Origin of the sequence: Streptomyces sp. NPDC052396, assembly GCF_044593195.1 — a bacterium.
Lineage (GTDB): Bacteria > Actinomycetota > Actinomycetes > Streptomycetales > Streptomycetaceae > Streptomyces.
Genome location: NZ_JBIUAW010000005.1, coordinates 481,282 through 501,125 on the forward strand (window position 1 = coordinate 481,282; position 19,844 = coordinate 501,125).

Here is a 19,844-nt window from a genome sequence, read left to right on the forward strand (position 1 = left end):
CGGCCCGGATCCGCACCCCGTTCCGCACCCGGATCCGCACCCCGTTCCGCACCGGGATCCGAACCGGAGTCCGAACCCGGCTCCGGAACGGCCCGATCCCCGCGCCCCGGAAATACGATGGAGCCCATGTCCATTCACGAGAACCTGCTCGGGGGACCGCCCCCCACCCACCTGCCCGACGACCCCGAGCCCCGCGAGGCGCTCGCCTCCGGCGCCGCGCCGGCCGAGGTGGCCGCCCAGTACCCGGCGTCCTCGCTGGCCTGGGCCCAGCTCGCCGACGACGCCTTCGAGGCCGGCCGTACCGTCGAGTCCTACGCCTACGCCCGCACCGGCTACCACCGCGGCCTGGACGCCCTGCGCCGCAGCGGCTGGAAGGGCCATGGCCCCATCCCCTTCGAGCACGAGCCCAACCGCGGCTTCCTGCGCGCCCTGCACGCCCTCGCCCGGGCCGCCCAGGCGATCGGCGAGCAGGAGGAGTACGAGCGCTGCTCCACCTTCCTGCGGGACAGCTCCCCCACGGCCGCCGGCACCCTGGGCTGAGACCGGCCGGACCGCCGCCCGAGCTCTCAGCCCACCCAGCCCTCCGAGCCCTCCGGCAATGGGCGCGAACCCTTGCCGGAGCGGCCTCCCCGCACGATGATCGCGGCGAGACCCGGCGATCCCGGGACAGCCGTCAGGGGAGGCAGGCGAGATGACGTCCACACCACCGGGCAACACCCCCGGTCCCCACCTGGAGTTCACCGGCAGCACCCCGTACGAGGACTATGTACGGGCCTCGGTGCTCAGCCACCTCCAGCAACCGCTCTCCGATGACCCGGGCGAGATGTCCTTCCTGGTCACCACCCAGGTCATGGAGCTGTGGTTCACCCTGCTCGTCCATGAGTGGCAGACCGCCGGCCGGGCGCTGCGCGGCGACGACCTGCCGGCCGCGCTGGCCGCCCTGAAGCGCTCGGGGTACGAGCTGGAGTCGCTCAACGCCTCCTGGAAACCGCTGGCGCATCTGACCCCCACCCAGTTCAACCGCTACCGCTCCGCCCTGGGCGACGCCTCCGGCTTCCAGTCGGCGGCCTACCGCCGCCTGGAGTTCCTGCTCGGCGAGCGGACCCCGGCCATGCTGGTCCCCTACCGGGGCGTGCCGGCGGTCCACGCCGAGCTGGAGAAGGCGTTGCACGAACCGAGCCTGTACGACGAGGTGCTGCGCTGGCTGGCCCGGCGCGGCCATGCGATACCCGAGGCGGTGCGCGAGCGGGACGTCTCCGAGCGGTACACCGCCGACCCGGGCGTGGAGGCCGTCTGGCAGCGGATCTACGCCGCCGAGGGCGAAGGGGACGAGGAGGCCCTGCGGCTGGGCGAGGCGCTGACCGAGATAGGCGAACTGGTCTGGCGCTGGCGCAATGACCATCTGGTGGCCACCCGGCGGGCGATGGGCGCCAAGCCGGGCACCGGCGGCTCCTCGGGAGTGGCCTGGCTGGAGAAGCGGGCGGCCAAGAGCGTCTTCCCCGAGCTGTGGACGGCGCGCAGCCATGTCTGACGCGGCCGGTCGGGCCGGCCTCGCGGCCGAGGCCGCCGCCCTGGACGCCGCCGACCGACTCCATGCCAAACGCCGGGAGTTCGTCCTCGACGAGGACACCGTCTATCTGGACGGCAACTCGCTGGGCGCCCTGCCGCGCGCGGTGCAGCCACGGCTGGCCGAGGTGGTCGGACGGGAGTGGGGGCGGCTGCGCATCCGCTCCTGGGCGGAGTCGGGCTGGTGGACGGCGCCGGAGCGGACCGGCGACCGAATCGGGCGGCTGATCGGCGCCGGACCGGGCCAGGTGGTGGTCGGCGACTCCACAAGTGTCAATGTGTTCAAGGCGGTTGTCGGCGCGGTACGGATGGCGGCGCCCGGCGAGGGCCGGGACGAGATCCTGGTGGACGCGGCCACCTTCCCCACCGACGGCTATATCGCCGGCTCCGCGGCCCGGCTGACCGGCTGCCGGCTGCGGCCGGTGGCGGCCGGGGCGATGGCGGACGCGGCCGGACCGCGCACCGCGGCCGCCCTGGTCAACCATGTCGACTACCGCACCGGCCGGCTGTACGACCTGCCCGCCATCACGGCGGCCGTACGGGCGGCCGGGGCCCGGGTGGTCTGGGACCTGTGCCACAGCGCGGGCGCGCTGCCGGTGGCGCTGGACGCGGACGGGGCGGACTTCGCGGTGGGCTGCACCTACAAGTACCTCAACGGTGGCCCCGGTTCACCCGCGTTCCTCTATGTGCGACGGGAGCACCAGCCGCGCTTCGACTCCCCGCTGCCCGGCTGGAACTCACATGCCGACCCCTTCGCGATGTCCCCGCACTACCGGCCCGCCGAAGGCGCGGTATGCGGCCGGGTGGGCACCCCGGAGATCCTCTCCCTGCTGGCCCTGGAGGCGGCCCTGGAGGTCTGGGACGGCGTGGAGTTGACGGCAGTGCGGGCCAAGTCCCTTGCCCTGACCGACTTCTTCCTGCGCTGTGCGGCCGCGTACCTCCCACCGGGGCTGGTGGAGCCGCTCACCCCGGAAGCCCACCGGGAGCGCGGCAGCCAGGTGTCGCTGCGGTGCGTCCGGGGTGGGGCGGACGAGGCGATGACGGAGCTGGCCCGGCGCGGCGTGGTGGGTGACTTCCGGCGGCCGGATGTGCTGCGGTTCGGCTTCACCCCGCTCTATACGGGCTTCGCGGAGACCGAACGGGCGGCCCGGACCCTGGGCGAGGTGCTGGCATGTCGCTGACCGAGGAACGGGCGCTGTTGTCGCTGCCCTATGCGGCGCCGGATGCCACGGAGGCGTACGGTCCGCATCCCAGCCAGGTGGTGGACCGTTACGGTCCGGGCAACCGGCGGCGGGTGGCCCTGCTGCACGGTGGCTTCTGGCGCGAGGCCTACGACCGCCGTCATCTGGCGCCCTGCGCACGGGCGTTGGCGGATCTGGACTTCGAGGTGGCGCTGGTGGAGTACCGGCGGGTGGGGAACGGGGGCGGCTGGCCGGCCAGTTACCGGGATGTGCGGCGGGCGGTCCGCCGCGGCGAGGTGGTGGTCGGCCACTCGGCGGGCGGGCAGCTGGCGTTGTTGCTCGCCTCCGCCGGGGTGGGGCCGGTGGTGGCGGTCGCCCCGGTCGCCGATCTGGCGCTGGCGGACGAGCTGGGGCTGAGCGGGGGCGCGGTGGCGTCGTTCCTGGGGGGTGTGGCTTGTGCGGAGGCGGATCCCATGGCTCGGTTGCCTTTGCGGGCGCCGGTTCGTCTGCTGCACGGCGCGGACGATGCCGAGGTGCCGGTTTCGCTTTCGCGGCGGTACGCGGCCGCGGCGGGGGTTCCGCTGCGGGTGCTCGACGGGGTGGGCCACTATGCGCCGATCACGCCGGGGACGGCTGCGTTCGCCGAGCTGGTCGCGATGCTCGCGTCACAACCATCACCCACGCACCACCCGTGAACGGCGCCGCACCCGGCAGCAAACGCGTAGTACTTCCGACGGACCCCCGGAATCCCCATCCACGCGGACGCCCGGGCGTCCACACCACCCCTACCGTGGAACGGTGACCCAAATCCCCGAAGCAAGCATCCGCAGCGAACTGCGCATGCTGAAGAACGCCGCGAACGGCATCCACAAGGATCTGTTCGTGGACGCCTTCGCCATCCGCCCGCTGCCACCCCTGGCGGACGACCACCTCCTGGTCCGCCTGGCCCCGGGTCGCACCGGCCACTACCTCCGCTGGCTGCCGCACACCGCACTCGGCCTGCTCACCGCCTTCCTGACGCTCACGGCCCTGCGCTACAGCGGCCCGGTCGGGGCGCTGCTCACCGCCACTCCGCTGCTGCTCACCCTGTTCCGCCCGCTGGGCGCCTGGTGGCTGTCGGCCGGCGCGGTCGTCCTGGCCTTCGGCCTCGGCGTGAACACGGCCGGCGCACTGATCGTCCACGTCCTGGTGATGGCCCTGGTCGCCATGCGCACCCGCCCCCGCATCGCCGCCGAGATGTGGCTGCTGACCATGGTGCTGCTGGTCTTCCTGGATGCCTTCCTGCTACAGCCGGCGGGCGCACCCGGCGTCTCCGGCCTCTTCGAGCTGATGCTCTTCTCCGGGGTGCTGCTGTTCGCCGTGCTCGCCGTGCGCGGCATCCGCGAGTCCCGGCAGCAGGTCGCCGCCCAGCAGGCCGTCACCCGGGTCGAGCGCACCCGGCGGACGGTGCTGGAGGAGCGCACCACCATCGCCCGTGAGCTGCATGACGTGGTCGCCCACCATATGTCCGTGGTCGCCATCCAGGCCGAGGCCGCCCCGTACCGGGTGGAGCAGACCCCGCCCGAGCTGGCCGCCGCCTTCGCCACCATCCGGGAGAACGCGGTCGCGGCGCTGACCGAGCTGCGCCGGGTGCTGGGCGTCATCCGCTCCGAGGACCCCGAGGGCGCCGGCCCCGAGGCCCCGCAGCCCACCCTGGCCACGCTGGATGGGCTGCTGGCCAACGTCCGGCAGGCCGGGCTGTCGGTGGAGCACCTCACCACCGGCGCGATACGCCCGCTGCCGCCGGGGGTGGAACTGTCCGCGTACCGCATCGTCCAGGAGGCGCTGAGCAATGTGCTGCGGCACGCCCCCGGCGCGGCGGCCCGGGTGGAGATCAGCCATGTGCTCGGCGGGCTCGGCCTGCGTGTGGTCAACGGCCCGCCGGACCGGCTGGCCAAGCCCTCGCCCGGCGCCGGCCAGGGCGTGCTCGGCATGCGGGAACGGGTCGCCATGCTGGGCGGCGAGCTGACGGCCGGGCCGCTGGACGACGGCGGCTACGAGGTGGCCGCCTTCCTGCCGGTCGCCGTGGGCGAGGCGGCGGCATGAGCATCCGGGTGTTGATCGTCGACGACCAGATGATGGTCCGCGAGGGTTTCTCCGTCCTGCTGGGCGCCCAGCCCGACATCGAGGTGGTCGGCGAGGCCGTGGACGGCCGCCAGGCGGTGGCCAGGGTTGCCGAGCTGCGGCCGGATGTCGTCCTGATGGACATCCGGATGCCGGTGCTCAACGGCCTGGAGGCCACCCGGGAGATCGTCGCCGCCGACGCGGACGCCAAGGTGCTGGTGCTGACCACCTTCGACCTGGACGAGTACGTCTACCAGGCACTGCGCGCCGGGGCCTCCGGCTTCCTGCTCAAGGACGCCTCCGCCCGCCAGCTCGCCGACGGGGTGCGGGTGGTGGCCTCCGGCGAGGCACTGCTGGCGCCCACCGTCACCAAGCGGCTGATCCAGGAGTTCTCCCGGCTGGGCACGCCCCGGGGGCCCAGTCAGGAGCGGATCGGGGACCTCACCGAGCGGGAGACCGAGGTGCTGGTGCTGGTCGCCCAGGGCCTGTCCAACGCGGAGATCGCGGAGTATCTGGTGGTCGCCGAGTCCACGGTCAAGACCCATGTCAGCCGGGTCCTGGTGAAGCTGGGGCTGCGGGACCGCACCCAGGCCGCGGTCTTCGCCTATGAGACCGGGCTGATCACTCCCGGCGGGTGAGGGGCGGGCACTAGCCTCCGCCCATGGATGCGACGAGCGCTTTCGATCCCTGGTCCCCGGAGTTCACCGCCGACCCCTACCCCGGCTACGCCCGGCTGCGCGAGGCAGGCCGGGTGCACTGGTTCGAGCCCACCCGGCAGTGGCTGGTGCCGCACCACGCGGACGTCAGCGCGCTGCTGCGCGACCGGCGGCTGGGCCGCACCTATCTGCACCGCTTCGGCCACGAGGAGTTCGGGCGCACCCCGCCGCCGCCCGAGCACCAGCCCTTCCACCGGCTCAATGACCTGGGGATGCTCGACCTGGAAGGGGCCGACCACACCCGGATACGGCGCCTGGTGTCCCAGGCGTTCACCCCGCGCACGGTGGCCGCCCTGGCCCCGGCCGTGACCCGGCTGGCCCGCGAGCTGGTGGACGGGCTGCTGGCGGACGGCGGCGGCGATCTGATGGCCGCGCTGGCCGAACCGCTGCCGGTGGCCGTGATCGCCGAACTGCTGGGTGTGCCGGCGGCCGACCGGGAACTGCTGCGGCCCTGGTCCGCGGACATCTGCGGCATGTATGAGCTCAACCCGGACCAGGAGACCGCACGCCGCGCGGTGCGGGCCTCGGAGGAGTTCTCCGCCTATCTGGCGGGGCTGATCGCCGAGCGGCGGGCCGAGCCGGCCGACGACCTGATCAGCGCGCTGATAGCGGCCTGTGACGACGGGGAGCGGCTGTCCGAGGAGGAGGTGGTCGCCACCTGTGTGCTGCTGCTCAACGCCGGGCACGAGGCAACGGTCAACGCCACGGGCAACGGCTGGTGGGCGCTGTTCCGCCACCCCGGTCAGCCGGCGGCCCTCCGGGCGGATCCGGGGCTGCTGCCGGGGGCGGTCGAGGAGCTGCTGCGGTACGACACTCCGCTCCAGCTCTTTGAGCGGTGGGTGCTGGATGACATCGAGATCGGGGGGACGGTGATCCCGCGGGGGAGCGAGGTCGCTCTGCTCTTCGGCTCCGCGAACCATGATCCGGCGTGCTTCCGGGATCCCGGGCGGCTGGACCTCACCCGCGCGGAGAATCCGCACCTCGGCTTTGGCGCGGGCATCCACTACTGCCTGGGGGCGCCGCTGGCCCGCCTTGAACTCGCCGCGTCCTTCGGCGAGCTGCTGCGCCGGGCGCCGGGCCTGCGGCCGGCTTCCGAGCCGCGCTGGAAGCCGGGATTTGTCATGCGCGGCCCGCGTGAGCTTCTCGTCGAGGTCTGAGTTCCCCGCGCCCCCTACGGGTACCCGGCGATCCCCGCGCCCCTCAAGGGGCGCTCGGCAGGACCAGGCGCCAGCCTTCCTGGACGGCCGTCCAGGTGCGCGCCCGTACCGGGCCCCGGGAGCGGTTGTCCGCGAGATAGCGGAACCCGGGACCGGAGACGGTCACCGAGCGAGCCCGGCAGCGCAGTGGGCCGTCCATGCCCAGCGGGTGGACCTCCACCTCCGCCAGGCCGTCCACCGCGGACACCGTGACCCGCCCCACCGGCTGACCCGGCTCCGCCAGCAGCACCCCGTCCGCCACCACCCGCAGCTCCGCACAGCCCGCCCGGGCCTGGTGCCGTACCGTCGGCCGGGACAGCAGGGCCAGCGCACCCCGCGCCGTCGGCCGCCACCAGGGCCGGGCCGGCGCCGGGACCCCGGGCGCGTACGGGCCGGAGGAACCGGCCGGCACCCACAGCCCGTCCAGCACCACCCCGCCGTCCTCGTCGGCCAGCAGCCCCAGCCGCCGCTCGGCGCCCTCCAGCACCGCCCGGGCGGCGGCCACCGCGCCCGGCGGGACGTCCAGGGCGCGGGCCACCGACAGCGAGTGCGGCGGCCCCACCGGAACCCAGGCCAGCGGCGCCTCGGCCAGCTCCCCCTTCCGGTGCAACAGGGCGACCACGCGCAGTAACGCCCGGTCGTCGCCGATGACCACGATCCGCCTCCTGCCGCGCCGGGCGACCGCCCGGACGGTCTCCTGCGGACCGTTCGGGAGGCAGATTTTCGCCACCGCTCCTCCACACAGCACGTCCCTGGCGATCCGCACGGATTCGCCGTCCACGCGCCGGGCGACCGGGTCGATGACGACGAGCAGCTGCTGTCCAGTCGGGTCTGCAGCCGACACGTTCGTCCTTCCTCAGGTAACCTCTCGGTGCAAGAGCCCCTGTCGCTGTTGCGCCAGGGGCTTCGTCTATCCGGGGCACCGGTTCGACGGCTCTGGCGGTGGTGCGCACCCGAAACCAAGCGCGGTCACACCACCTGTGCACGTTGGACATGCCCCGCCCGGAAGGGGTGTACGCCTGTGCCCGCACTTGTGCTGCTCGGTGCTCAGTGGGGTGACGAGGGCAAGGGGAAGGCCACCGACCTGCTCGGTGGATCCGTTGACTATGTGGTGCGCTACCAAGGTGGCAACAACGCCGGCCACACGGTGGTTGTCGGCGACCAGAAATATGCGCTGCATCTCCTCCCCTCCGGAATCCTCTCCCCGGGGTGTACCCCGGTGATCGGCAACGGCGTGGTCGTCGACCCGGCGGTCCTGCTCTCCGAGCTGAGCGGACTGAACGAGCGTGGCGTCGACACGTCCAAGCTGCTGGTCAGCGGTAATGCGCACCTGATCACGCCGTACCACACCACGGTGGACAAGGTCACCGAGCGCTTCCTGGGCAAGCGCAAGATCGGTACCACCGGCCGTGGCATCGGCCCGACCTACGCGGACAAGATCAACCGGGTGGGCATCCGGGTCCAGGACCTCTACGACGAGTCGATCCTCACCCAGAAGGTGGAGGCGGCTCTCGACTTCAAGAACCAGATCCTGGCCAAGCTCTACAACCGCCGTGCCATCGACGCCGGCCGGATCGTGGAGGAGCTGCTGGGCTACGCCGAGCAGATCAAGCCGTTTGTGGCGGACACCACGCTGGTCCTCAACAACGCCATCGACGAGGGCAAGGTCGTCCTCTTCGAGGGCGGCCAGGGCACCCTGCTGGACGTGGACCACGGCACGTACCCGTTCGTGACCTCGTCCAACCCGACCGCGGGCGGTGCCTGCACGGGTGCGGGCGTCGGCCCCACGAAGATCAACCGGGTCATCGGCATCCTGAAGGCGTACACCACCCGCGTCGGCGCCGGTCCGTTCCCCACCGAGCTGTTCGACAAGGACGGCGAGGCGCTGCGCACCATCGGCGGCGAGCGCGGTGTGACCACCGGCCGTGACCGCCGCTGTGGCTGGTTCGACGCCGTCATCGCCCGCTACGCGACCCGCGTCAACGGCCTGACGGACTTCTTCCTCACCAAGCTCGACGTGCTCACCGGCTGGGAGCAGATCCCGGTCTGTGTCGCGTACGAGATCGACGGCAAGCGCGTCGAGGAACTGCCCTACAGCCAGACCGACTTCCACCACGCGAAGCCGATCTACGAGATGCTGCCGGGCTGGACCGAGGACATCTCCAAGGCCAAGACGTTCTCCGAGCTGCCCAAGAACGCCCAGGCGTATGTCAAGGCGCTGGAGGAGATGTCGGGTGCCCCGATCTCCGCGATCGGTGTGGGCCCGGGCCGGGACGAGACGATCGAGATCAACTCCTTCCTGTCCTAGGACGTTTGACAAGGCAGGCTGACAAAGCGCCCCGGCGGTCGGGATCCAACCGCCGGGGCGCTTCGGCGTGTTCAGCCCGCCCTGCGGTAGACCAGCGAGGCGTCCTTGGTCCCCGAGTCCGTGAAGTCCCGCCGCATCCGGCCGTCCGGCAGCAGCACCAGGTCGGAGGCGGAGCCGGGCTGGCAGGCGGAGGCGGGCTGGGCCTGGACCACGGCGGAGGGGCCCAGGTGCAGCGGGGCGCCATTGCCGCCGCCGTTCACCACCGCGTCCCAGGCGCAGGTGTAGGCGGTGCCGTCGTCCAGGAAGCCGCTGCCCTGGATCCGGGCGGTGCCCTGCTGGACGGTGATGGTGCGGCTGCTGTGGCCGCCGTGGGTGTCAAAGCCGGACTGCCAGGTCCCCAGGTAGTCCTGTGCGGTGCCGACGGTCGGGGAGGGGCCATGGGTGGGCGGCGCGGGCGTGCTGGCGGTGGTGGTGGTGGTGACCGGCGCGGTGGGTGACGGGCCGGGCCCGGCCGGGCCGGTGCCATGGTGTCTGACCAGATAGACCGTGCCGGCCCCGGCCAGCACCCCGAGCACCGCTATGGCCACCAGCGGATACGGCCGCCGGCGGCGCTGCGGGGCGGGCGGCTGGTGGTGGACCACGGTCGGCGGGTGCGGCCCGGGCGGAGCCCACACCGGCGGCGCGGGGGAGGCGGTCATGGTCGGCGGCTGCTCCGGGTTTCCCACCCGGGTGGGCAGCTCGGAGGGCGGCACCGGCGCGCCGGGCTCCTCCACATTCAGCAGCTGGATGGCGTGCCGGCCCAGCTCGGCCACCAGCGGGCCGGGCAGCCAGGGGTCGCCGCCCCGCAGGCCGTCCAGCGCGTCCCGGGTCCCGGGGCGCTCCAGCACCTGCTCGGGGGTGGGGCGTCGGGCCGGGTCCTTGGCCAGCAGGGCGGCGGTCAGCGGGCGCAGGCTCTCCGGGACCCGGTCCAGGTCCGGCTCCTCCTCGGCGATGCGGAACATCAGGGCGTGCACCCCGCTGTCGGCGGTGCCGAAGGGGGACAGCCCGGTGGCCGCGTAGGCCAGCACCGAGCCCAGGCAGAAGAGGTCGCTGGCGGGCGTCACCGGCCGTCCCCGCACCTGCTCGGGGGACATAAAGCCGGGCGAGCCCACCGGCGCCCCGGTGCGGGTCAGGCCGCTGGCGGTGACGCTCTCCAGGGCGCGGGCGATACCGAAGTCGATCACCCGTGGTCCGTCCAGGGTGATCAGGACATTGGAGGGCTTGAGATCGCGGTGCACCAGTCCGGCGGCGTGCACGGACTGCAGGGCACGGGCCAGGGCGGCGGCCAGGATCCGTACGCTGCGCTCGGGCAGCGGCCCGTACTCCTCCACCACCCGGGTCAGCGAGGGCCCGGCTATATAGCCGGTGGCCACCCAGGGGATCTCCGCCTCGGTGTCGGCGTCCAGCACCGGTGCCGTCCACTCGCCGCCCACCTGCCGGGCGGCTCTGACCTCCTGGCGGAAGCGGCGGCGGAACTCCTCCTGCCCGGCCAGTTCCGGCCGGACCAGCTTGACCGCCACCGTCCGGCCGCGGTCCGAGCGGGCCAGGTAGACCCGGCCCATGCCGCCCGCGCCGAGCCGGCCGAGCAGCCGGTATCCGCCCAGCGTCCGCGGATCCTCGGGCGACAGAGCTTCCATGGACGTACGCACTCCTTCAACCCCCCGTGCCCCCATGTTCCTCGATGCGGAGAATAGCCGGATGCCGAAGGGGCCGGAGCCCCGCGTGCGAAACGCGGAACTCCGGCCCCTTCCGAGCGGCTTTGATGTCCCGTCAGGACGGGATGATGTTCTCCGCCTGCGGCCCCTTGTGGCCCTGGGTGATGTCGAAGGTGACCTTCTGGCCCTCGGTGAGTTCCCGGAAGCCATGGGTGGCGATGTTGGAGTAATGGGCGAAGACGTCGGCGCCGCCGCCGTCCTGCTGGATGAAGCCGAAGCCCTTCTCCGAGTTGAACCACTTCACGGTGCCAGTAGCCAAGGCGAACTCCTCGTTGGTGGGGGGTGGATGAGTGCCATTCGGAAAGATCGGAACGTTTGGAAAGCGAGGAAAGAGAAGAGCGCCCGAGGTCTCGGACCGTCAGGCGCAGAGGACTTGGGGGTTCCACAACTGCGAACCGCGGACGACCGTAGCATGCGAAATGCCGGTGAATCGGTATTTGTCGCAGGCGATTTGCCCGGCGTCCGGCCCGGCACTCTGTCGACGGGGTGCCCGGCTCCCCGACACTGTGCCGGTACCCGGCTCTCCCGGTGATCCCTAGGCTGGGCGGGCCGCACCCCGCCGCACTCCGCGGCACCCCTCCGACCCGCGAGGACCGACCGTGAGCACGCTCCCCTCCACCGGTGCCGCCGTGAAGGCCGCCGACCGCGCGCACGTCTTCCACTCCTGGTCCGCCCAGGGCCTGATCGACCCGCTGGCGGTGGCCGGCGCCGAGGGCTCCCACTTCTGGGACCACGACGGCAACCGCTATCTGGACTTCTCCTCCCAGCTGGTCAACACCAACATCGGCCACCAGCACCCCAAGGTGGTCGCCGCCATCCAGGAGCAGGCGGGCCGGCTGTGCACGGTGGCTCCCGGCTTCGCGGTGGACGTACGGGCCGAGGCCGCGCGGCTGATCGCCGAGCGCACCCCCGGCGACCTGGACAAGATCTTCTTCACCAATGGCGGCGCCGAGGCGGTGGAGAACGCGGTGCGGATGGCCCGGCTGCACACCGGCCGCCCCAAGGTGCTCAGCGCTTACCGCTCGTACCACGGCGCCACCGCCGCGGCCATCAACCTCACCGGTGACCCCCGGCGCTGGCCCTCCGACACCGCCTCGGCCGGAGTGGTGCACTTCTGGGGTCCGTTCCTCTACCGCTCCCACTTCCATGCCGCCAACCAGGAGCAGGAGTGCGAGCGGGCGCTGGCCCACCTGGAGGAGGTGGTCGCCTTCGAGGGCCCCGGGACGGTGGCCGCGATCATCCTGGAGACCGTGGTGGGCACCGCGGGCATCCTGGTGCCGCCGGCCGGCTATCTGGCGGGCGTACGGGAGATCTGCGACCGGTACGGGATCGTGTTCATCCTGGACGAGGTGATGGCCGGCTTCGGCCGCACCGGCGCCTGGTTCGCCGCCGACCACTGGCGGGTCACGCCCGACCTGCTCACCTTCGCCAAGGGCGTCAACTCCGGGTATGTGCCGCTGGGCGGGGTGGCCATCTCCGCGGAGATCGCCGCCACCTTCGACAAGCGCCCCTACCCCGGCGGTCTGACGTATTCCGGCCATCCGCTGGCCTGTGCCTCGGCGGTGGCCACCATCAACGCCATGGCCGAGGAGGGCATCGTGGAGCACGCCGCCCACCTGGGCGAGCACATCCTCGGCCCCGGTCTGCGCGAGCTCGCCGAGCGCCACCCCTCGGTCGGCGAGGTACGCGGCCTGGGCGTCTTCTGGGCCCTGGAGCTGGTCAGGGACCGCACCACCCGGGAGCCCCTGGTGCCCTACAACGCCGCGGGCGAGGCCAACGCCCCGATGGCCGCCTTCGCCGCCGCCTGCCGCAAGGGCGGGCTGTGGCCCTTCGTCAATATGAACCGCACCCATGTGGTGCCGCCCTGCACCCTCACCGAGGACGAGGCCCGCACCGGTCTGGCCATCCTGGACGAGGCGCTCAAGGTGGCCGACGCACACACCACCGGCTGACCCCCCGGCCACCCGACCGTACACACGAGCGACGGCCCTCGCCTATCTTGTTGCGGGGGCCGTTCGCATGCGCGCATCGGTCAGGGGAAACGGAGAACTCGGCAAGAGGGGGGGCCAGGCACCATGCCCGGCAGCGACGCTGTCAAGCGCACCACACTGCGCTCGCAGATCGCGGACGCCCTCCGCGAGGAGGTGATCGCGGGACGGCTCCCGGCCGGCCGGCAGTTCACCGTCAAGGAGATCGCCGAGAGCTATGGCGTCTCCGCCACCCCGGTCCGGGAGGCGCTGCTCGACCTGTGCTCCCAGGGGCTGCTCGATGTGGAGCTGCACAAGGGCTACCGGGTGCGCGAGTTCTCGTACACCGACTTCCTGGCCATGGTCGAGGCCCGCCGGATGATGTTCGAGGGAATGTTCCGGCATGCCATCGAACGGGCGGTGAACGGCGCCGGCCCCGAGGTGCTGGCCTCGGTGCGGCGCCGCGCCGACGAGGCGGCACGCGCCGCCGGCGCCGGTGAACTGGATGTCCTCATCGGCTATGACCTGCGCTTCTGGGGCGAGTTCGCGGCGCTGGTGGGCAACCCCTATGTCTCCGACTTCCTGGCCAGGGTGCGGGTGCAGAGCTGGGTGTTCATGGTGCCGCTGCTGCGCCGGGTGCCGGACCTGAGCGGGCGGCTGTGGCGGGAGCACCCGGAGATGGTGGAGGCCCTCGCCCGCCGGGACGCGGCCGAGGTGATGCGGCTGACCCTGGACTACAACGACCACGCCCTGGCCCTGATCGAGTCGCTGGCCGGTTCCTGAACCACGCCAACCGGCCAGGCGGCACTACGCTGGCCCGACCATCTCACTTATTGGCCCCATTGGCGAGAACGAGAGTGAGCTCACGTGGCCTGTGATCTGTGGCTGGTCCCCCTGGTCGATGTGCTCTGCCACAGCCCGGACAACCCCTTCGCCGAGGAGATTGCGGCGTATGACAAGGCGCTGGGCGACGCGGGGCTGCCGCCGGTTCCGGTCTTCGGCTATATGCCCGGCCTCTCCGGGGACGTGGCCCCGGTGGCCGCCTTCGACTACGACGCCCTGCACTTCCTGCGCCGCGCCCATCTGCTCAACCTGTGCGGGCTCTCGGTCACCCCGGTGGGTGAACTCGGCGGGGACTACGAGCAGTTGCTGGAGATGTTCGAGACGACCGCCCAGGAGTCCCATCTGGTCTGGCACTTCGACCACGCCGGAGCCTATGTGCCGGTGGACTTCACCCATCCGCTGTCCAACGACGAACTGCTGGAGGGCGGCGGCCCGTTGGGATCCAGCCATGGTCTGCTGCGCGAACTGCACCAGGTGGCCCCGGTGCTGGGCATCGACCCGGACAACCCGCCCGCCCCGCCGGCCGCACCGGACCGCCCCACCACGCTGGAGGAGCGCGCCGCGCCCGGACCGTACGACGACAGCCCGTTCGCCCGGGAGCGGCATGTCTGGCTGGGGCTGCACGCGGCCGCCACCCGCAGCCTGGGACAGGGCTCGATGATCGTCTTCAGTTGACCTCCGCGCCCCGAAAGGGGCGCGGGGCGGCTGCATGATGCGGCTCCGCCGCGTGGGCGCGACCAGCCCCGGACTGCCCGCAGCCGAAGTACCGCCCTTCCAGCGGAGCGCTCGGCGGAGCGCTCAGCGGGGCGACTCCGGCGGCCGCTGTCGCGGCATATTGGGCCGGGAACCCGGCGGCAGCGGAAAACGCCCAACCGGCCCGCCGTTCTCGCCCCTTGGGCCCCAGGACACCAGGGACTGGGTCAGCAGCGGCGCCGGTCCGGCCCGGAACTCCACCATCCAGTCGGCCGTTTCGGCCCGGACCAGCTCCGAGACATCCTCGGAGAACCGGCGCAGCACGGACAGACAGCGCTCGGCCGCCTCGCTGGCGGTGCCCTCGGTGGGGCCGAGGACCTCCCGTACACACTCCGAGGCCCAGTCGAACTGCAGGGCCTCCAGGCGCCGTTGCACCGCCTGCGAGGTGGCCACCGCGCGCATCCAGCCGGTGGTCAGCCCGAAGTAGCGGTCGCAGGCCACACAGGCCACCGCGCCCAGCAGCGCCAGGAACGCCCAGGACCCGGTGTGCACCACCCGGGTCAGCTCCAGCAGCGGCAGTGCCGCCCCCACCACCGCGAAGACCGCCGCGCTCACCCGCAGGCCGCGCGCCCAGCGCCGCTTCCAGGCGCGGTCGGCCAGATACCAGTCGGCCAGGTAGAGTGCACCGCCCTCCACCCACCGGTACAGCTCGTCAAGACGCTGAGCGGGCTCCCCCCAGTCGCCGAGCGGGAAGGTCCTGCCGCGCAGGTCGCCACGGTGCCTCCCGCCTTGCTCCGTGGGGAGCCCATCGGGCTGCATCTCAGGCTGGCTCACCCCTGAACTCCCTCTGTCGCCGCTGCGTACTACCCGTGACACCGGCCTCATTCCTACCGCCGAACGGCTGGGTTTGGGGGACGGAATCCGCCATTGCCGCCCGTAAGTGCTGGGGAATGGCAGGGGAGCGCGGCGCGGTCCACTCGAAAGAGTGGCCGCCGGGGGTGTCCCGCCCGGCCGCCGGGCGGGCCCGCCGACCTTGCCGGAGCGGCCATCCGGCGAGGCAATAGGGTGAGCCCCGTGAAGGTCCTCGTCATCGGCGGCGGCGCCCGCGAACACGCCCTGTGCCGCTCACTGTCCCTCGACCCCGACGTCACCGCCCTGCACTGCGCGCCCGGCAATGCCGGCATCGCGGAAGTCGCGGAACTGCACCCGGTGAATGCCCTGGACGGCGCGGCTGTCGCCGATCTCGCCGTCTCGCTGGGCGCCGGACTGGTGGTGGTCGGCCCGGAGGCCCCGCTGGTCGCGGGCGTCGCCGACGCGGTGCGCGAGCGCGGCATCCCGGTCTTCGGCCCGTCCGCGCGGGCGGCCGAGCTGGAGGGCTCCAAGGCCTTCGCCAAGTCCGTGATGGCCTCCGCCAATGTGCCCACCGCCCGCAGCTATGTCTGCACCACGCCGGAGGAGATCGACGAGGCGCTGGACGCCTTCGGCGCCCCCTATGTGGTCAAGGACGACGGACTGGCCGCCGGCAAGGGCGTGGTGGTCACCGGCGACCTGGCGGAGGCCCGGGAGCACGCACTGGCCTGTGACCGGGTGGTCATCGAGGAGTACCTGGACGGTCCCGAGGTCTCCCTGTTCGCCATTACCGACGGCGAGACCGTGGTGCCGCTGCAGCCCGCCCAGGACTTCAAGCGCGCCCTGGACGGCGACCAGGGGCCCAACACCGGCGGCATGGGCGCCTACTCCCCGCTGCCCTGGGCGGACCCCAAGCTGGTCGACGAGGTCCTGGGGACCGTGCTCCAGCCCACCGTGGACGAGCTGCGCCGCCGGGGCACGCCGTTCTCCGGGCTGCTCTACGCGGGGCTGGCGATCACCTCCCGGGGGGTGCGGGTGATCGAGTTCAACGCGCGCTTCGGCGATCCGGAGACCCAGGTGGTGCTGGCCCGGCTGAAGACCCCACTGGCCGGGCTGCTGCTGGCCGCCGCGACCGGCTCGCTGGCCGCCCTGCCGCCGCTGCGCTGGACCGAGGGCGCGGCCGTCACCGTGGTGGTGGCCGCGCACAACTACCCGGGCACCCCGCGCACCGGTGATGTGATCGAGGGCCTGGACGGGGCGGCGGAGACCGAGGGCGCCTATGTGCTGCACGCGGGCACCGCTCTGGACGACTCCGGCGCGGTGGTCAGCGCGGGCGGCCGGGTGCTCTCGGTGACCGCCACCGGCGGGGACCTGGCCGAGGCCCGGGAGCGCGCGTACCGGGCGGTGTCCCGTATCCGGCTGGCGGGCTCCCACCACCGGACGGACATCGCGGCGAAGGTCGCCGAGGGGCTGGCGGAAGGCTGACCGCGCCGGGTGAACCGGGAGGGTGGGCGGGCGGAATACGTGCCGCGGGCGCGGGCCCACCCACGGGCCCTGGGTCGCCGCACCCACCTTTACCCAAAGCCATCCCATCGAGTGACGACCCCGCCAACCGGCTGACGTGGCCCCCACCCCCAACTACCGTGCGGCGCAAGCCGTCCGTCCACTGGCCCACCGGCATTGCGATGTCCGAACCCGGTGCCACAGTGGTGGGTGGACCACGACGGCACGACGCCACGGAAGGCCAGGGGGTGATCGATCACATGGCAGCCACGGAAAACGGCGGCGGCGCTCACACCGCCCGCACCCGCGCCCTCGCCGTGCTGCGCATCCGCGGCACCGCCCTGGCCGTCGCCCTGCTGCCGGCCGCGGTCGCCGTGGTGCTGCTGGCCGGCACCCTCACCGGCCGCATCCCGGACGGCAGCGTGGGGGATGCCATCCGCCCCGCGGTCAGCGCCGCCGCGGTGGCCGCCCTGGCGCTGGCGGCGGTGGTGGCCGTGGTGGTGACCAGGGCCAGACCGGCGCTGAGCCCCACCGTGCCGATCCCCGAGGCGACCGCCCCCGACCTCTACCGCCTGGTCCGCGACCTCGCCGACCGGCTGGAGGTCCCGCCTCCCTCCGCCATAGCCCTCACCCCCGACTGCGACAGCTGGCTGGAGGACCGCACCCACCCGGCGCACGGCCAGGGGACCGGCCGGCGGCGCGCGGCCGCCGCCCCGGTGCTGGTGATCGGCTCGCCCTTTCTGTGGTGGATGCGGGTCGCCGAGCTGCGCGCCCTGCTGGCCCCGGTGGTGGCCGGCACCGGCCCGGCCGCCCATCCCGACATAGCGGCCGCCCGCCGCTTCGTCCGGGGCCTGGACGCCGCCGTGGCCGTCGCGGCGAGCAGGCCCCCCCTCGCGTTCGTCGGCTGGATCGCCCGGCTGCTGCTGCGCTCCTGCCGGGAGCATGCCGCCGAGATGGAGCGCGGGGTGGCCACCGCGGCCTCCGAGCGCGCCCAGACGGTGGACTACGGCCTGCGGATCGTCGCCCAGGAGCAGGTCGGCCTGGCCTACGCCGGCTGGGACCGGCTGCTCAACCGGGTCGCCCTGCCCGCCTGGCGGATGGGCCGCTGGCCCTCCCGGCTGGACGCGGGCGTGGTCTCCGCGCTCACCGAGCTCTCCCGCCGCGACCGCCTGGCCGAGGGCTTCGCCTCCCGGCTGGGCGAGCGACCCGCCTGTGACCTGCTGGAGGAGCCCGGTCTGATCGACGAGGCCGCCTCCCTGCTGGCCGCCCGGCTCTTCCACGGCGGCCCGGCCGAGTCCGGCCCCGGCTGGGCCCCGGTCAGCTGGAGCCAGTACCCGGAGGAGGTCGTCGACCGCACCTGGCGGCTGGAGGCGGCCCGGCTGCACCGCGTCCTGGACGACCTCGCCGCTCCGGCCGTCTGCTCCACGCCCGTCGCCCCCACCGTGGCCCGGGTCCTGGACCGGCTCACCGGCCCGGCGGCCGACGGCATGGGGGAGGAGCTGGGCGTCAGGCTGAGCGCCGAGGTGGCCCGCGAGGCCAGCCGGCTGGCCGCGGGCCGGGCCGAGTCCGGCGCCCTCCGGGTGGACGGACTGGCCCCCCTCTTCCCCCTCCAGCCACCGCGCAGCGGCCGGGAGCTCCTCACCGACCATGTCACCGCCCTGGTCTGCTGCGCCGCCGTGGACACCGCCGGGGCCGCCCCCGGCCTCGACTGGCTGGACGGCCCCGCCCTGCTCATCGGCGGCGCCCGCCGCGCGGACCTGCTGCGCTCCGTCCACAGCCTGATCGATGACGGCGACGGCGAGCCGCTGCGCGCCTGGCTGGGCGAGGTAGGCGTCCGCCCGGAGAAGCCGGTCCGGCTGGGGTGACCACCATTGCCCCCTCCCGGCCCCGCCACCCCTGACCCCGCCGCCGGCCCGGCGGTTCGTCCGCCCCGTACCGCCCGGCTCGCCGGATTCGCCACCGAACCCTCCGTCGCCCCCGGCGACTGCCTCGATCTGAGGGTCACCACCGACCCGCCGTCGCCCTTCACGGTGCGCGTCCACCGGGTGGGCCACTACCCGGGCCACCCCACCGCCCAGGTGGCCGTCAGCCCCCGGCTGCCCGGTCTGGTCCAGCCGGATCCGCTGGTGGTGGAGCGCACCGCCTCCTGCCACCACTGGTGGCTCTCCTGGCGGCTGCGGGTCCCGGCGGACTGGCGGCTGGGCGCCTATCTCGCCGAGCTGAGAACCGCCGACGGGCGGCGCGGCCACATTCCCTTCACGGTCCACGACGGCGGCCCCGCCGATCTCCTGCTGGTGCTGCCCGATCTCAGCTGGCAGGCGGCCAACACCTACCCCGAGGAGGACGGACCGGGGCCGGGCCAGGACCCGCCGGCGACCCTCTCCCTGGACCGGCCCTACGCGGGCGGCGGCCTCCCCCCGGGCCTGGACGGGGTGCACGACTTCATCCGCTGGGCCGAGCGCTACGGCTACGACCTGGCCTGCGCCGGCAGCCGCGACCTGCACACCGGCCGGATCGACCCGGCCCGCTATCGCGGCCTGGTCTTCCCCGGCCACCACGCCTACTGGACCGCCCCCATGCGGCGCGCCGTGGAGCGGGCCCGGGACGCCGGCACCTCGCTGGTCTTCCTCTCCGCCGGCGCCCTGTACCGCAGGGCGTCACTGGCCCCTTCCCCGGCCGGCCCCGACCGGTTGCTGACCCGTCGTACCCAGCGCCCGCTCTGGCGCGACGCGGGCCTGCCCGAGCAGCAGCTGCTGGGCATCCAGTCGGCGGGCCGGGTTCCGGTGGCGGCTCCGCTGGTGGTCCGCAACGCCGGCCACTGGCTGTGGGAGGGCACCGGCACCGCCGACGGCGAGGAACTGCCCGGTCTGGTGGCCGGCGAGGCCGACCGCTACCACCCGCGCACCGCGCTGCCCGCGCACACCGAGCGCATCCTGCTCGCCCACTCCCCGTACCGGGACGCCAGGGGCACCCGCCGCCACCAGGAGACCTCCCTCTACCGCGCCCCCGGCGGCGCCCTGGTGTTCGCCGCCGGCACCCTCGGCTGGACCCGCGCCCTGGACCGGCCCGGCCACGCCGATCCCCGAATCCAGCGGGCCACCGCCAATCTCCTCGACCACATCTGCAAACGGGTCTGACCCCGCGGTGAACGGGCCGGACCCCGCC

The 19,844-nt window shown here is 73.3% G+C and carries 18 protein-coding genes; 14 read left to right on the top strand and 4 right to left on the bottom strand.

The annotated features are described in order from the left end of the window. Positions 1-126 precede the first annotated feature (126 nt). The 7 genes from ACIHFE_RS16200 to ACIHFE_RS16230 all read left to right on the top strand — a co-directional run bounded on the left by ACIHFE_RS16200 (position 127) and on the right by ACIHFE_RS16230 (position 6,723). A complete protein-coding gene (locus ACIHFE_RS16200) occupies positions 127-540 on the top strand; it encodes a DUF3151 domain-containing protein (protein WP_400106897.1) in 414 nt (137 codons plus the stop codon). Between the two features lie 151 nt (positions 541-691). Continuing rightward, positions 692-1,531 (top strand): tryptophan 2,3-dioxygenase, encoded by an 840-nt coding sequence (locus tag ACIHFE_RS16205; protein WP_400106899.1) that lies wholly within the window; start codon positions 692-694, stop codon positions 1,529-1,531. After that, positions 1,524-2,747, top strand: a complete 1,224-nt coding sequence (kynU, locus tag ACIHFE_RS16210) for a kynureninase (protein WP_400106901.1) — start codon at positions 1,524-1,526, stop codon at positions 2,745-2,747. The genes ACIHFE_RS16205 and kynU overlap by 8 nt, the downstream gene beginning before the upstream one ends. Then, complete coding sequence (locus ACIHFE_RS16215; RefSeq protein ID WP_400106903.1) at positions 2,738-3,442, top strand: alpha/beta hydrolase; 705 nt, start codon at positions 2,738-2,740, stop codon at positions 3,440-3,442. The genes kynU and ACIHFE_RS16215 overlap by 10 nt, the downstream gene beginning before the upstream one ends. 145 nt (positions 3,443-3,587) lie before the next feature. Continuing rightward, positions 3,588-4,832, top strand: a complete 1,245-nt coding sequence (locus tag ACIHFE_RS16220) for a sensor histidine kinase (RefSeq protein ID WP_400107030.1) — start codon at positions 3,588-3,590, stop codon at positions 4,830-4,832. Next, the gene (locus ACIHFE_RS16225; RefSeq protein ID WP_400106905.1) at positions 4,829-5,488 is read left to right on the top strand and encodes a response regulator; all 660 of its coding nucleotides are present in this window, start codon (positions 4,829-4,831) and stop codon (positions 5,486-5,488) included. Before ACIHFE_RS16220 ends, ACIHFE_RS16225 begins: the two co-directional genes overlap by 4 nt. 23 nt (positions 5,489-5,511) lie before the next feature. After that, complete coding sequence (locus ACIHFE_RS16230; protein ID WP_400106907.1) at positions 5,512-6,723, top strand: cytochrome P450; 1,212 nt, start codon at positions 5,512-5,514, stop codon at positions 6,721-6,723. A 43-nt stretch (positions 6,724-6,766) separates the two neighbouring features. Here ACIHFE_RS16230 and ACIHFE_RS16235 read toward each other — a convergent pair whose 3' ends face one another. Beyond that, positions 6,767-7,606: a diacylglycerol kinase gene (locus ACIHFE_RS16235; RefSeq protein ID WP_400106909.1), complete on the bottom strand. Its 840-nt coding sequence runs from the start codon at positions 7,604-7,606 to the stop codon at positions 6,767-6,769. Positions 7,607-7,783: 177 nt separating this feature from the next. Between ACIHFE_RS16235 and ACIHFE_RS16240 the strand changes: the two genes are divergently transcribed. Then, positions 7,784-9,070: an adenylosuccinate synthase gene (locus ACIHFE_RS16240; RefSeq protein ID WP_400106911.1), complete on the top strand. Its 1,287-nt coding sequence runs from the start codon at positions 7,784-7,786 to the stop codon at positions 9,068-9,070. A gap of 71 nt (positions 9,071-9,141) precedes the next feature. Here ACIHFE_RS16240 and ACIHFE_RS16245 read toward each other — a convergent pair whose 3' ends face one another. Both ACIHFE_RS16245 and ACIHFE_RS16250 read right to left on the bottom strand, forming a co-directional pair. After that, on the bottom strand, positions 9,142-10,746 hold the full coding sequence (locus ACIHFE_RS16245) for a protein kinase (protein WP_400106913.1): 1,605 nt from the start codon (positions 10,744-10,746) through the stop codon (positions 9,142-9,144). 133 nt (positions 10,747-10,879) lie between these two features. Further along, entirely contained in the window at positions 10,880-11,083 is a 204-nt protein-coding gene (locus ACIHFE_RS16250) for a cold-shock protein (RefSeq protein WP_400106915.1), read from the bottom strand. Between the two features lie 340 nt (positions 11,084-11,423). Between ACIHFE_RS16250 and ACIHFE_RS16255 the strand changes: the two genes are divergently transcribed. From ACIHFE_RS16255 to ACIHFE_RS16265, 3 genes are all read left to right on the top strand, one after another. Then, entirely contained in the window at positions 11,424-12,776 is a 1,353-nt protein-coding gene (locus ACIHFE_RS16255; RefSeq protein WP_400106917.1) for an aspartate aminotransferase family protein, read from the top strand. Positions 12,777-12,899: 123 nt separating this feature from the next. Then, positions 12,900-13,574, top strand: coding sequence for a GntR family transcriptional regulator (locus ACIHFE_RS16260; protein WP_400106919.1), 675 nt, complete (start codon positions 12,900-12,902; stop codon positions 13,572-13,574). Positions 13,575-13,658: 84 nt separating this feature from the next. Beyond that, a complete protein-coding gene (locus ACIHFE_RS16265) occupies positions 13,659-14,309 on the top strand; it encodes a hypothetical protein (RefSeq protein ID WP_400106921.1) in 651 nt (216 codons plus the stop codon). A gap of 123 nt (positions 14,310-14,432) precedes the next feature. On the opposite strand, the gene ACIHFE_RS16270 is transcribed toward ACIHFE_RS16265, so the two are convergent. After that, on the bottom strand, positions 14,433-15,161 hold the full coding sequence (locus ACIHFE_RS16270; RefSeq protein ID WP_400106923.1) for an SLATT domain-containing protein: 729 nt from the start codon (positions 15,159-15,161) through the stop codon (positions 14,433-14,435). A 240-nt stretch (positions 15,162-15,401) separates the two neighbouring features. Between ACIHFE_RS16270 and purD the strand changes: the two genes are divergently transcribed. From purD to ACIHFE_RS16285, 3 genes are all read left to right on the top strand, one after another. Then, positions 15,402-16,661 (top strand): phosphoribosylamine--glycine ligase, encoded by a 1,260-nt coding sequence (purD, locus tag ACIHFE_RS16275; protein WP_400106925.1) that lies wholly within the window; start codon positions 15,402-15,404, stop codon positions 16,659-16,661. 278 nt (positions 16,662-16,939) lie between these two features. Then, on the top strand, positions 16,940-18,544 hold the full coding sequence (locus ACIHFE_RS16280; RefSeq protein ID WP_400106927.1) for a hypothetical protein: 1,605 nt from the start codon (positions 16,940-16,942) through the stop codon (positions 18,542-18,544). Positions 18,545-18,550: 6 nt separating this feature from the next. After that, positions 18,551-19,816, top strand: coding sequence for a N,N-dimethylformamidase beta subunit family domain-containing protein (locus ACIHFE_RS16285; protein ID WP_400106929.1), 1,266 nt, complete (start codon positions 18,551-18,553; stop codon positions 19,814-19,816). The last annotated feature ends 28 nt before the right edge of the window (positions 19,817-19,844 follow it).

Bases quoted from the DNA above. Each gene is read 5' to 3' on its own strand.
- ACIHFE_RS16200 (WP_400106897.1), top strand. From the start codon at position 127: ATGTCCATTCACGAGAACCTGCTCGGGGGACCGCCCCCCACCCACCTG.
- ACIHFE_RS16205 (WP_400106899.1), top strand. From the start codon at position 692: ATGACGTCCACACCACCGGGCAACACCCCCGGTCCCCACCTGGAGTTC.
- kynU (WP_400106901.1), top strand. From the start codon at position 1,524: ATGTCTGACGCGGCCGGTCGGGCCGGCCTCGCGGCCGAGGCCGCCGCC.
- ACIHFE_RS16215 (WP_400106903.1), top strand. From the start codon at position 2,738: ATGTCGCTGACCGAGGAACGGGCGCTGTTGTCGCTGCCCTATGCGGCG.
- ACIHFE_RS16220 (WP_400107030.1), top strand. From the start codon at position 3,588: ATGCTGAAGAACGCCGCGAACGGCATCCACAAGGATCTGTTCGTGGAC.
- ACIHFE_RS16225 (WP_400106905.1), top strand. From the start codon at position 4,829: ATGAGCATCCGGGTGTTGATCGTCGACGACCAGATGATGGTCCGCGAG.
- ACIHFE_RS16230 (WP_400106907.1), top strand. From the start codon at position 5,512: ATGGATGCGACGAGCGCTTTCGATCCCTGGTCCCCGGAGTTCACCGCC.
- ACIHFE_RS16245 (WP_400106913.1), bottom strand. From the start codon at position 10,746: ATGGAAGCTCTGTCGCCCGAGGATCCGCGGACGCTGGGCGGATACCGG.
- ACIHFE_RS16260 (WP_400106919.1), top strand. From the start codon at position 12,900: ATGCCCGGCAGCGACGCTGTCAAGCGCACCACACTGCGCTCGCAGATC.
- ACIHFE_RS16280 (WP_400106927.1), top strand. From the start codon at position 16,940: ATGGCAGCCACGGAAAACGGCGGCGGCGCTCACACCGCCCGCACCCGC.